The sequence below is a fragment of the Cellulomonas sp. URHD0024 genome (assembly GCF_000426185.1).
In the GTDB taxonomy this organism is placed as follows: Bacteria; Actinomycetota; Actinomycetes; order Actinomycetales; family Cellulomonadaceae; genus Cellulomonas.
Genome location: NZ_AUEW01000004.1, coordinates 370,626 through 383,264, shown reverse-complemented (window position 1 = coordinate 383,264; position 12,639 = coordinate 370,626). Strand labels below are relative to the sequence as shown.

General features: G+C 72.6%; 10 protein-coding genes. 3 read left to right on the top strand and 7 right to left on the bottom strand.

The genetic code is table 11. The features are described from left to right. The first annotated feature begins 94 nt into the window (after positions 1-94). A complete protein-coding gene (locus I847_RS0106935; protein WP_028049126.1) occupies positions 95-649 on the top strand; it encodes an NUDIX hydrolase family protein in 555 nt (184 codons plus the stop codon). 112 nt (positions 650-761) lie between these two features. On the opposite strand, the gene I847_RS0106930 is transcribed toward I847_RS0106935, so the two are convergent. The 7 genes from I847_RS0106930 to clpS form a co-directional block, all read right to left on the bottom strand. Next, on the bottom strand, positions 762-2,411 hold the full coding sequence (locus I847_RS0106930) for an ABC-F family ATP-binding cassette domain-containing protein (RefSeq protein ID WP_028049125.1): 1,650 nt from the start codon (positions 2,409-2,411) through the stop codon (positions 762-764). A 144-nt stretch (positions 2,412-2,555) separates the two neighbouring features. Further along, positions 2,556-3,173, bottom strand: coding sequence for an RdgB/HAM1 family non-canonical purine NTP pyrophosphatase (gene rdgB / locus I847_RS0106925; protein ID WP_028049124.1), 618 nt, complete (start codon positions 3,171-3,173; stop codon positions 2,556-2,558). Then, positions 3,170-3,964: a ribonuclease PH gene (gene rph, locus I847_RS0106920; protein ID WP_028049123.1), complete on the bottom strand. Its 795-nt coding sequence runs from the start codon at positions 3,962-3,964 to the stop codon at positions 3,170-3,172. Before rph ends, rdgB begins: the two co-directional genes overlap by 4 nt. Before the next feature lie 159 nt (positions 3,965-4,123). Further along, on the bottom strand, positions 4,124-4,903 hold the full coding sequence (locus tag I847_RS0106915; protein WP_028049122.1) for an MBL fold metallo-hydrolase: 780 nt from the start codon (positions 4,901-4,903) through the stop codon (positions 4,124-4,126). Positions 4,904-4,949: 46 nt separating this feature from the next. Further along, complete coding sequence (murI, locus tag I847_RS0106910; RefSeq protein WP_028049121.1) at positions 4,950-5,765, bottom strand: glutamate racemase; 816 nt, start codon at positions 5,763-5,765, stop codon at positions 4,950-4,952. 10 nt (positions 5,766-5,775) lie between these two features. After that, positions 5,776-6,477: a DUF2017 domain-containing protein gene (locus I847_RS22355; protein WP_081680567.1), complete on the bottom strand. Its 702-nt coding sequence runs from the start codon at positions 6,475-6,477 to the stop codon at positions 5,776-5,778. After that, positions 6,477-6,770, bottom strand: a complete 294-nt coding sequence (gene clpS / locus I847_RS0106900; protein WP_028049120.1) for an ATP-dependent Clp protease adapter ClpS — start codon at positions 6,768-6,770, stop codon at positions 6,477-6,479. Before clpS ends, I847_RS22355 begins: the two co-directional genes overlap by 1 nt. A gap of 56 nt (positions 6,771-6,826) precedes the next feature. Here clpS and I847_RS0106895 point away from each other — a divergent pair, with 56 nt between their 5' ends. Next, positions 6,827-8,248: a nicotinate phosphoribosyltransferase gene (locus I847_RS0106895; RefSeq protein WP_081680563.1), complete on the top strand. Its 1,422-nt coding sequence runs from the start codon at positions 6,827-6,829 to the stop codon at positions 8,246-8,248. A 200-nt stretch (positions 8,249-8,448) separates the two neighbouring features. Beyond that, entirely contained in the window at positions 8,449-12,378 is a 3,930-nt protein-coding gene (locus I847_RS25455) for a hypothetical protein (protein ID WP_155856042.1), read from the top strand. The last annotated feature ends 261 nt before the right edge of the window (positions 12,379-12,639 follow it).

The following is a 12,639-nucleotide window of genomic DNA, read 5'->3' as shown; positions in this document are numbered from 1 at the left end:
ACTATTCCCCGGGCCGGACGTGATGCACACCTCACGAGAGCGAGCGCAGCGCGCCGACAGGCCCCGGCGGCCGCCCGCGGGGTAGACATGGGGCGTGACTGCTTCCGCCGAGTTCCCCCGGGAACCCGAACGCCCCTCCGGCTGGTTGAGCGCCGACGACATCACCCGCGTCCGCTCGCAGCTGCCGATCCTGTACGTCGACGCGATCCCCGTGCGGGTGGACGACTCCGGGGACGTGATCTCCGTCGGTCTGCTGCTGCGGGTCACCTCCGAGGGCGTGATGTCCCGCGCACTGGTGTCGGGACGGGTGATGTACCACGAGCGGGTGCGTGATGCCCTCGTGCGGCACATCGAGAAGGACCTCGGGCCCGTCGCCCTGCCGCAGATCCCCGCGTCGCCACAGCCGTTCACGGTCGCCGAGTACTTCCCGACCCCGGGTGTCACGCCGTACCACGACCCGCGCCAGCACGCGGTGTCGCTGGCCTACGTGGTGCCGGTGCTGGGCGACTGCCGACCGCAGCAGAATGCGATCGACCTCGCGTGGATGACGCCTGAGGAGGCGTGCGCCGAGCAGAACCAGGTCGAGATGCACGGCGGGCAGAGCGTCTTGCTCCGGCAGGCGATGGCTCACGTCGGGCGCCTCCAGTGAGCGGCCGGGAGTAAGTAGCCTGTAGGGAACAGCCGTGGCCTGCCCGCCGTGGTCTGCGTTGCGTGGTCTGCCCGCCGTGGTCTGCCCGTGGCCTTCCCGCCGTTCCGTGGCCTCAGCCGAGGGTGAGCTCGGGCCAGTCGGACAGGTCCGCTCGGAGACGGCGGTCGTGGGTCGCGACGACGACGGCGGCCGACGTGACCCGCAGTGCAGCCGTGAGCTCGTCGACGAGCCCGACGGACAGGTGGTTCGTCGGCTCGTCGAAGATGAGGACGTGCGGCGCGGCCAGCAAGGCGCACGCGAGGTCGAACCGGCGGCGCTGACCTACCGACAGCTCTCGCAGCGGGCGCTCCAGGTCCTCCTCGGTCAGCAGCCCCTGGGCCGCAACGGGAACCAGTCGCGCAGGGTCGAGGGCGCCCGCCTCCAACAGGGTCAGCGCATGGCGCGCGTACGCCTCGAACCCGGTGAGCTCCTCGGGCGGGCCAGCGACGTAGGCGCGCTGCGCCGCGGCCGTCGCGTGCTCCGTCGGGCCCTCCTGCGCGAGCACGCCCAGCCGGACGCCGGGTGCGATGCTCCGCACGCCTCGGTCCATCTCGAGCGTTCCTGCCAGTGCCGCGAGCAGCGTCGACTTGCCCGACCCGTTCGGGCCCGTGACGAGCAGCCGACCGCACGCCGGCACCTCGACACGCACGCCGGGCAGGTCGAGCCGCGACCCGATGCGGGGCGCCCGCAGCTCGAGCAGCGGACCCGGCCGCGGATCGGGCGGGAGCGAGGGCAGGTCGGGGAAGGTCAGCTCGAGCGGCGGCGTCGGGACCTGGACGGACTCCTGCTCGAGCTTCTGGATGAGCCGGTCGGCGGCCTTGACGTGGCCGCGCGCCCGGGTCGCTCGGCGGTGCGTCTGCGACCCCTTGGGCGGTCGCCACTCGTCGGAGAGGTTCTCGTACGTCGAGTCGAGCCGTTCGGCCAGCGCGACGGCACGTTTGCGCTCGGCCCGGTAGCGGCTTCGCCAGCGACGCACCATCTGGCTCTTGAGGAACCGGTAGTCGGAGTACCGGGTGGCCCCGTACAGCGCCGGCCGACCGTCCATCGACGGGTCGAGATCGAGGATCGCCGTCATCACGTCGTCCAGCAGGCGACGGTCGTGGGTCACGATGACGATCGCGCCCGGCCAGTCACGCAGCTGCCCCGTCAGGTACTCGATCCCCGCCGCGTCGAGGTGGTTGGTCGGCTCGTCGAGCAGCAGCACGTCCGCGCGCTCTGCGATCCGGCACGCCAGCCGCACCCGGTAGCGCTCCCCCACGCTCAGCTCGTCGAGAAGCAGCCCTGGGTCACGAGGGGCACCGAACCGGGTCAGCGCCTCGTCCACGCGTCGGTCGGCGTCCCAGCCGGCCAGCTGCTCGTACCGTGCCACCGCGTCCGTCAGCCGGCCCAGGTCACCGCGCTCGTGGTCGAACGACGCGATCACGGCCTCGAGATCGGCCGAGGCCGCGCGCGCACCGGCCAACGCCTCCGAGACGAACGTGCCTACGGTCGCGGCGGGCGGGACGGTCAGCTCCTGGTCGACCACGGCGACCGAGCCGACCCGACGCACGCGTCCCGCCTGCGGCTCCAGGGAACCAGCCAGAACCCGCAGCAGCGTCGTCTTGCCCGCGCCGTTCTCCCCGACCACCCCCACCCGGTCCCCCGGTCCGACGACGAGGTCGACCGCGTCGAGCACCGCGTGGCCGGCGTAGCCGTACGTCACCGACTCGGCGACGAGCTGCACGGCACCGGCCGAGGCAGCCGGGCCGAGCTCACCTGCCTGGGAAGCCGGGCCGAGCTCGCCCGCCTGGGAAGCCGTGCCCAGCCGCCCCGCCCGGGGAGCCGGGCCGAGCCCGCCGACGACACCGCCCTCAGACATGCGTGAGGCTCATCCGCCCAGCACGCGGACCAGCGTCGGCACCAGGGCCCGGAACGCGGTCCCGCGATGGCTGATCGCGTTCTTCTCCTCCGGCGTCAGCTCCGCACAGGTCCGGGTGTCCCCGGACGGCACGAGGATCGGGTCGTACCCGAACCCGTACGAGCCGCGCGGTGCGAGCGCGAGCGCTCCCTCGAGAGTGCCGATCTCGACGTGCTCGAAGCCGTCCGGAGTGACCAGCGCGGCGGCGCAGACGAACCGCGCTCCCCGGTGCTCGGGGGCGATGTCTGCCAGCTGCGCGAGCAGGAGGTCGAGGTTGGCACGGTCGTCGCCGTGCCGCCCTGCCCAGCGCGCAGAGAAGATTCCCGGTGCGCCGCCGAGGATGTCGACGCTCAGACCGGAGTCGTCGGCCACCGCGGGCAGGCCGGTGAACGACGCGAGCGCGCGGGCCTTGAGGAGGGCGTTGTCCGCGAACGTCACGCCGTCCTCGACCGGCTCGGGCGCACCGACGTCACGCGCGCCGACCACCGACGCCGGGTCGAGCCCGGGCAGCACCGGCGCGAGGATGGCACGCAGCTCGCCGACCTTGTGCGCGTTGTGGGTGGCCAGAACGAGCCGCACGCCGCTCATCGGTTCGCGCGCGTGGCCGAACCGTCTCCCGGCGCCTGAGCGAGAGCTGCGACCTGCAGTGCGGTGAGCTGCGCCGACCCGGCGACCGCGAGGTCCAGCAGCGCGTCCAGCTCGGCGCGGTCGAACGGAGCGTGCTCGGCCGTGCCCTGCACCTCGACGAACGTGCCGGAACCGGTGACGACGACGTTCATGTCGGTCTCCGCGCGGACGTCCTCGACGTATGGCAGGTCGAGGACCGGCAGGCCGTCGACGATTCCGACGCTCACCGCCGCGACCGAGTCCCGCAGGACCACCTTGCTCTTCGAGATGTGGCCCTGGGCGACAGCCCACGCGACGGCGTCGGCCAACGCCACGTAGGCACCCGTGATCGAGGCGGTGCGCGTGCCGCCGTCAGCCTGGAGGACATCGCAGTCGAGCACGATCGTGTTCTCGCCGAGCGCAGAGACGTCGATGATCGCGCGCAGCGAGCGCCCGATCAGTCGCGAGATCTCGTGGGTGCGGCCGCCGATCCGCCCCTTGACCGACTCGCGGTCGGAACGGCTGGACGTCGCACGCGGGAGCATCGAGTACTCGGCCGTGACCCAGCCCTCGCCGGACCCCTTCTTCCAGCGCGGCACACCCGGCGTGAACGAGGCCACGCAGAGGACCTTGGTGCCACCGAACTCGACGAGCACGCTGCCCTCGCCCGCCGCCAGGAACCCGCGGGTCAGGGTGACCGGACGGAGCTGATCGGGGGCCCGGCCGTCGGCGCGGACGGCGGGCACGGTGGAGGCGGAGGTCGCAGACGTCATGCGCAGGAGCCTAACCGGGCCGTCCGACAGGGGCCGAGCGTGTCCGGAGCCTCCGATCCTGGAGCTCCGGTGTGGCGGCGCGCGCCCGAGTCCCGAGTCCCGGTTCCGAGTCCCAGGTCCCGAGTCCCGAGCGGCGGGCCGCTGGTCGCGAGTCCCGGGTCAGACGACGTACACCGCGCCCGGGTAGGCCAGCGCGATCGGGCCGTCGTACACGGCACGCGCCTCGGCCTCCGTCACTGCGGGGTCGTTCCAGGCCGGGATGTGGGTCAGGACCATCCGCCGGGCGCCCCCGCGGGCCGCGGCCTGTCCGGCCCGGCGACCCGTCAGGTGGATGCCACGCAGGTGGTCGTCCCGGCCCTCGAGGTACGCCGCCTCCACGAGCAGGAGGTCGACGTCGGTGGCGAGGGCATCCAGTCCGGGACACGTGTCGGTGTCACCGCTGTAGGAGAGCGTCGCGGTGCCACCGTCGGGCAGCGAGCTCGGACCGGTGACGCGCAGACCGAAGGCGGGAACCGGGTGCTCGACGGGGATCGGCGTCAGCGTCAGCGGCCCGACGACGACAGCGGCGCCTGCCTCCCAGGACGCGACGTCGAACTGCTCGCTCGGGTGCTCGGAACCGCTCAGCTGGAGAACGCGGTCCGCGGTCCCGGCCGGACCGAACAACGGAACGGCGGGGAGGGCGCCGGTCGGGTCGTACTTGCGCAGCACGTGCAGCGCCGCCACGTCGGCCACGTGGTCGACGTGCAGGTGCGACACACCGATCGCGTCGAGCCTGCGGGCGTCGCCGTACTTCTGGAGCGCGCCCAGAGCACCGCTGCCCAGGTCGAGGACCACGGACCACGTCCGGCCGTCCTCGTCGTCGGCCTGCACGAGGTAGCCGGACGCGGCGGAGTCCGCACTGGGGAAGGAGCCGGCGCAGCCCAGGATGGTCAGCCTCACAGCAGCACCCCGCTCGTCGCCGCGCCCCGCTCAGCGCAGCGCCCGCTCATCGCAGTGCCGCACGGGATTCGACGGCCTCGACCTCGGGCCCCAGGAACCGTCGGGCCAGGGACTGGAACGCGGCCGGGTCGCCCGTGGCGAGGAACCGGTGGTTCGGCGGACCGGCGTCGGTGGCGCGTTCGAGGTCGTGGGCCACGAGCGTGCGGTACACGTCCTTGGCGGTCTCCTCTGCGCTCGACACCAGGGTGACGTCCTCACCCATGACGTAGGAGATGGCACCCGTGAGCAGCGGGTAGTGCGTGCAGCCGAGCACGAGCGTGTCGACACCTGCGACTCGGACCGGGTCGAGGTACTCGTGGGCCAGCGCGAGAACCTCGGGACCGGAGGTGATGCCGGCCTCGACGAGCTCGACGAACCGCGGGCACGGCTGGGTGGTCAGCTGGACCCCCGGCGCGACGGCGAAGGCGTCGTCGTAGGACTTCGACTCGACCGTCGACTTGGTGGCGATGACACCGATCCGACCGGTGCGGGTGGCCGCGACGGCACGCCGGGCAGCGGGCAGGATCACCTCGACGACGGGGATGCCGCGCCGCAGCGTGTACCGCTCGCGCGCGTCGCGCAGCATGGCCGAGGACGCGGTGTTGCACGCGATGACCAGCAGCTTGACGCCGGCGTCCACCAGGTCGTCCATCACCTCGAGGGCGTGCGCACGGACGGCGGCCAACGGCTTGCTGCCGTACGGCGTGTTCAGCGTGTCGCCGATGTAGATCGTGGACTCGTGCGGCAGCTGGTCCAGGATCGACCGCGCCACTGTCAGCCCGCCGACACCGGAGTCGAAGATCCCGAGGGGGGCGTCGTTCACGCGGTCGAGCCTATCCGCTCGGCGGACGCTCCCCCGCCGGGGGCCGGCCGGGCGGGGTGTCGTGTCCGCCACCGGACGCGCGCAGGTCGGTGAGCAGGGCCTCGACGAGTGACTCCTGCAGCCAGCTCAGCGCCCCGTAGACCGCGACGAGGTAGCGCCGCGTCGCGGGATCGAGGCCGTCCGAGACCGGCTCCTCCAGCTCGGCCGTGGGCGAGGTGAGCAGCAGGTCGTAGAGGCGCTCGGCCTCGCCGTCGGTGCGGATGTCGAGGCGTTCGGCGAGCACGAGCCGGACGTCGGTCAGCGCCGCCGCGACGTCTTTCGCGTCGCTGGGCTCGATAGCGAAGGCGTCGGCACGCTGACCCTCGCTGGGCGTCGTGAGCGCGGTCCACAGTCGGCTCAGACGCGCGATCTTGCCCGCTCGGATGTCGTCCTCCGTCAGGCGCCGGAACTCGGCGGAGACCTCCGGGTCGTCGCGCGACGCGTCGGGCAGCAGACGCCTGACCGCGGGGTCGCTGGGCGGCGGGACGGGTTCGAGCTGGAGGCGGGGCGACCCGTCACGCGTGGCCGACACGGGATCGTCGGCGCTCTCCTCGTCGATCCGGCCCCCGCCGAGGAGCTCGACGACGTCGGCCACCAGGGCCGCGATCACGCCGCGCTCGTCGTCGTCCAGGCGTGCGACGTACAGGCCGCGGCGACGCCGGAACGCGCGCATCACTGCCCGCTTCGCTGCAGCGTGGCCCAGAGGCCGAACTCGTGCATCGCCTGCACGTCGACCTCCATCGCCTCGAGGGACCCGGTGGACACCACGGCCCGCCCCTGTTCGTGCACCTGCCGCATCAGCCGCTCGGCCTTCGCCCGCGGGAAGCCGAAGTACGACTCGAACACGTACGTCACATAGCTCATGAGGTTGACGGGATCGTTCCAGACGATCGTCACCCACGGGTCTGCGACCACCGTCGCGTCCTGCGCCTCGACGCTCCGGTCGGGAAGGGTCTCCACAGGCACAGGCCAACTGTACGGGCGGGCGTGCACTCGGGTCCCCGGCTGCCTACGTTGGCGCCATGACGACCGCTCCGGGCACCGGACCGAGCACGGCACCGAGCACGGCACCGAGCACGGCACCACGCACGACACCGGGTACGGCGCCCCCCACCGGCCCCAGCACCGCGCTGCTGACCGACCGGTACGAGCTCACCATGCTGCAGGCCGCCCTGGCCGACGGGACCGCGCGGCGACGCTGCGTCTTCGAGGTGTTCACGCGTCGGCTGCCGCCGGGGCGGCGGTACGCGGTGCTGGCCGGGACGGGGCGCGTGCTGGAGGCGATCGAACAGTTCCGGTTCGGCACGGCGGAGCTCGACTTCCTGGCCGACGAGGGCGTGGTCGACGACGCGACCCTCGACTACCTCGCCGGCTACCGGTTCGGGGGATCGATCGTCGGGTACGCCGAGGGCGAGACGTTCTTCCCGTCGTCCCCCGTCCTGGTCGTGGAGGGGACCTTCGCCGAGGCGGTCATCCTCGAGACGCTGGTGCTCTCGATCCTGAACTTCGACTCGGCGGTCGCCTCGGCCGCCTCCCGGATGACCAGCGCGGCGGTCGAGCGTCCGGTCCTGGAGATGGGCTCACGGCGCGCGCACGAGGAGGCAGCCGTCGCCGCGAGCCGCGCGGCCGTCATCGCCGGATTCGCTGGGACGTCCAACCTGGAGGCCGGGCGCCGGTACGGGCTGGCGACGATCGGCACAGCCGCGCATGCGTTCACGCTGCTGCACGACGACGAGCGGGCGGCCTTCGAGGCTCAGGTCGCCTCGCAGGGCGTCGCGACGACGTTGCTCGTCGACACCTATGACGTGCAGCGCGGGGTGGACAACGCCCTGGCAGTCGCCGGGGCCGACCTCGGAGCCGTCCGCCTCGACTCCGGCGACCTCGGTGTTCTCGCCGACGAGGTCCGCCACCGCCTCGACGCTGCGGGCGCCCGGGCCACCAAGATCGTCGTGACGTCGGACCTGGACGAGTACGCGATCGCTGCGCTCGCTGTGGCTCCGGTCGACAGCTACGGCGTCGGGACCTCGGTGGTGACCGGGTCCGGGGCGCCGACGTGCGGCATGGTCTACAAGCTCGTCGCCCGTGAGGGCTCGTCCGGGGCGCTCGAGCCGGTGGCGAAGGCGTCGCAGGCCAAGTACGGCGTGGGGGGCCGCAAGGCGGCCGCTCGACGCCTCGACGCCGAGGGGCGGGCGTCGGAGGAGGTCCTTGTCACGGGCCCCGACGACGACGTCAGCCGCTGGCGGTCCGACGACCCGACGCTCCGGGCGCTGCACGTCCCGCTCGTCACCGACGGCGAACCGGACCAGAGCTGGATGGGGGCGGCCGGCGTGCGGGCCGCCGTGGGTCGGCATCGAGCCTCGCGGGACGAGCTGCCGCGGGGGGCGAGGCGCTTGTCCGCGGACGAGGCCGCGGTGCCGACGGTCACGCTACGGATCGGGGACTGACGCCCGCGTGCGGGCGACGCCGAACCCGGTGGGGCCCGCAGCTGCGCCCGACCGGGTGAGGTCCGTCGCGGACGGGTGAACGAGCGACCGAACGCCCACGCAGGGCTCGGTCCTGTTGGCACGATTCGCCCGGCCGGGGGGTAGATCGTTCCCCGACTCGCTCGTCGTCGGAGGACATCGTGAACGCGTTCGGACCCCGCATGCTCCGTCTCGTGGTTGCCACGGTCGCTGCGGTCAGTGTGACCCTGGTCGGACCCCTGGCCGGAGGTGCTTCGGCGCTGGGGCAGGCCGCCGCCGCCGCACCGGTGTCAGCCCCGGGTGCGTGGCGGCAGGTCGACCCGACCCTCGCCTGGGGCGGCCTCCTGGGGACTGCGGTCGCGACGGGCGAGCGGCGCGACGCGACCCTGGCGCTGGGCAACGCCGTGCCGAGCGGCGTCCGTTCGCTCGTGGTCCAGGTCGACGTCCTCACCGCGACGACTGCCGGCACGGTCACCGTGTGGCCCAGGGGCGGGACCGAGCCTGCCGGGTCGACCGTCTCGTTCTCCCGCGGCGTCTCGTCGGCGACCACCTTGGTGACCACCGACGCGACGCGGGGCGTCTACGTGCGGTCCTCGTCGGCCGCGCGGCTCGCACTCACGGTCGTGGGATACGTCACCGGCGACGGTTCCATCCCGGTGGGCGTCGGCGGGACCACGGTGACGTCGACCCGTCCAGTCGTCGACCAAGCGACGGGCGCCGGCGGGACGGTCCCGCCTGTCGGCGTGACCTCGACGATCCCGGTCGCGGGCCTGGCCGGTGTGCCGGTCCACGGCGCCCGGGCCGTGTGGCTGTCGGTGCAGACCCAGGGCACCGGCAGCGGAACGGTGTCGTTCACGGGTGCCCCGAGCGTGGCCTACGGCCCGACATGGTCGACGTCGCTGGTCCTGGCCCCCCTGGACGATGACGGCTCGTTCGCGTACACCCTGGCCGGGTCGACCACGGCTGGGCTGCGGATCGCTGTGGTCGGGTGGCTTGCCGGTCAGTCCGCCGACGTCGCGCGCAGCCCCGTGCCGGACGGCCTGGTCGCGATGCCCGCGCGGTCCTTGAGCGGCACGGCAGCCTCGAACGGCACCCGGACTGTGATGGTCTCGGGCGTCCCGACGGCCGCCAAGGCCGCCGTCCTGCAGGTCACGGTCCGAGCCGGGGTGCTGCCCGGGCTGCTGCTGTCCGGCTCGAGCGCGGCCCGCGCGCTGCTCGGTAGTGCCGGGGGTGCGTTCGTCCCCGCCCTGACCACGACGAACCTCACCGTGCTCGCACCGCTCAGCAACGGTCAGACGTTCCTTGCCGCGCCCTCGGGCAGCACGATCACCGCGATCGCCGCCACCGGCTACCAGACGGGCCCCGTCGCGGCGTCCGCGGACACCGTCGCGCCGACCCTGGCCGTGACGACGCCGACGCAGAACGCCACGATCAACCAGGCGGACTCCCCTGAGCTGACGATCGCCGGGACCGTCTCGGACGCCGGTTCGGGCGTCAAGAGCGTCACGGTGAGCGTGAGCGGCGACGTCGTCGGCACCGCCCAGATCACCGGCTCAGGCTCGGGCGCGCAGCACTGGACGGTCGTCACGCCCGCCCCCGAAGGCAGCGCCACGTTGGCGGTGAAGGCGACGGACTGGGCTGGTCGCACCACGACCGTCACCCGTGCGATCACGATCACCGCCGCCCCGGCGGACGAGCCCGTGATCGCACCGGAGACGCACGTCCTGACGGCAGCCGAGGCCGACGCGATGACGAGCGTCCAGCCGGCGACCGTGACCTTCGAGGGTCCCGCGCCGGTCGTCCCGGGCGACATCCTGGCCAGCGGCGCCACGCCGATCGCGCCGGACGGTCTGCTGCGTCGGGTCGAGGCCGTCGAACGCGTCGGGAGCACCTCGGTGGTCCACACGACCCAGGCCGCGTTGACCGACGCGATCCTGCGGGCCGACGTCGAGACCGTCGAGACCGAGCTGACCGGCGGGTATGTCGTCGTCCCTGACGCAGCTCCGGCGCCGCCCGTCACGGGTCGGTTCTCCGCGCCGACCGCCCTGGCGGGTCTGCTGTCGGCGGGCGACGACACGTCGCTCGGGTTCACGCTCAACGGGCCTGACCTGCCGAGCCGGGACGGGCTGGTCGACGTCAAGCCCTCGATCTCCGTGCGGCCGTCGTTCTCCGTGTCGATCCACATCGCCTGGCACGTGACGTGGGGGTTGCTCCAGCCCGAGCTCAAGTCGTTCTCCGTGGCCGAGACGATCAAGACGTCCCTCAAGGTCACCGCAACAGTGAGGCGGTCGACGCCCGAGCTCGAGATCTCGCACGACTTCCCGGACATCAAGCTCGGGACCGCCATGTTCCCGATCGGGCCGGTGCCCGTCATGATCGTCTTCACCCTGACGCCCAGCATCTACGCGACCGTCGCGGCGAGCGACACCGTCACGGGGACCTTCACGTTCAGCTCCTCGAACACGCTCGGGGTGGCCTGGACCGAGGCAGACGGCTGGAAGGCCATCAACAAGCACGACGCATCGTCGAAGTTCTCCCTGAGCGACATCAGCGCGGCCACCACCCTCAAGGTCGGCGCAGGAGTCGGCGTCGAGCTCCCGATCGCCATCTACGGGTTCTTCGGGCCCTACGCGATGGCAACACTTGGCTTCGAGCGCGAGATCGAGTCCGACAGTGCCGAGCACACCGTTCGGGTGCAGGACTCCGTCGCCGTCACCGGCAGCGTCGGCGTCAAGGTGGACCTGGGCGAGATCCTGCACATCGGTTCGCTGTCTGCGCGCTGGAACGTCCCGCTGGTCAGCTGGCGCTGGGGTCTGCGTGACGAGACCTACCAGTCGGGCAGCTGGACCACCCCCGGCGACGGTGACGACGGAACTCCAGGCGATGGCACGCCCGGCGACGGCACGCCCGGCGACGGCACGCCCGGCGATGGCACGCCCGGCGATGGCACGCCCGGCGACGGCGGGACCGACCCAGGTGACGGCGGGACGGATCCCGGCGACGGTGGGACCGACCCCGGCGACGGCGGCATCGGCACCGGCGGCGGCACCCCGAGCGTCATCGAGGTGTCCGCCTCGATGGACCTGGATCCGTTCGGGAGCGGCAAGGCGCGTGCGTTCGCCACCGACGGCACGTCGATCGTCGTGACGGACACCGAGGGCAACTTCGGTGTGTACAGCCGCTCGGGCGGCGCCTGGACGCTGGACAGCGTCACACCGTTCGACGGTGGAGATGCGGACAGCCCGGCAGGCCAGCAGGTCGCCATCTCCGGCGACACGATCCTGGTCACCTCGGGTGCGTACCAGCCGGGGCCGTATGAGCTGTGGCTCTACACCCGCAGCGGGAACACCTGGGTGCGGACGCAGACGTTCACCGCGTCAGGCAGCACGTGGGAGTTCGGGGGCATCGGCTACCAGCTGGCCATCGACGGTGACACGTTGATGTTCACGGACGCCGTCCGGGACGAGAACTACACCATGTCGCGCGTGGTCCGCGTGTACCAGCGCACCGGCCAGAGCTGGACGCACACGCAGGACCTGAGCTCGTCCGGGACCGACTACTGGACCTACGCGACCGGTGACATCGACCTCAGCGGCGACGTCGCGGCCGTCGGGTCGTCCTGGGGAGCCAACCCCCAGCACGCCGTCCACGTGTACCACCGGGACGGCGACGGCACGTGGACCGAGGAAGGTCAGTGGAGCGACGACGTCCGGTACACGCCGCTGGGCGGGACGGTCGCCGTCGAGGGCGACACACTCGCCTTCGGCTACGGACCCACGGATGCTGCCGGCAAGGTGCGGGTCTTCACCCGGTCCGGGACGTCCTGGGTCGAGCAGAGCCCCCTGACCGCCCCCGACGGCACCGGTGACTCGTTCGGGATCGATGTCGACATCACCGAGGGCCGCGTGCTCGTCGGCCAGCCCTACGCCGACGGCTCGACCGGCCGTCTCGTCAGCATTGGCACGAGCGATTCACCGGTGCGGTCCTACCTGTTCGGCACCATGCAGACCGCCGGCTGGTTCGTGGAGGCAGCCGAGGGGATTGCCGTTGTCGGCGGAGGTTCTCAAGGATCGAACCTCTGGGAGTGGCCCCGCGTCGTCACAGTCAGCTGAGGTCCAGCTGACGTCCGTACCGGCCTGCTCGCACAGTCCCGTGCGCAGTCCTCAGTGCGCGGGCCGTGGACGCCGGTCCGTAGTACTGCCGCGCCCGGCAGTGCGCGCGCCGACGGCGCGCGCACTGCCGGGCGACGGGGTCGGTACTGCCGGTGGGTCGGCACCGCGTGCCTCGCGGGACGAGCTGCCGCGGGGGCGAGGCGCTTGTCTGCGGGCGAAGCCGCGGTGCCGACGGTCAGGCTACGGATCGGGGGCTGACGC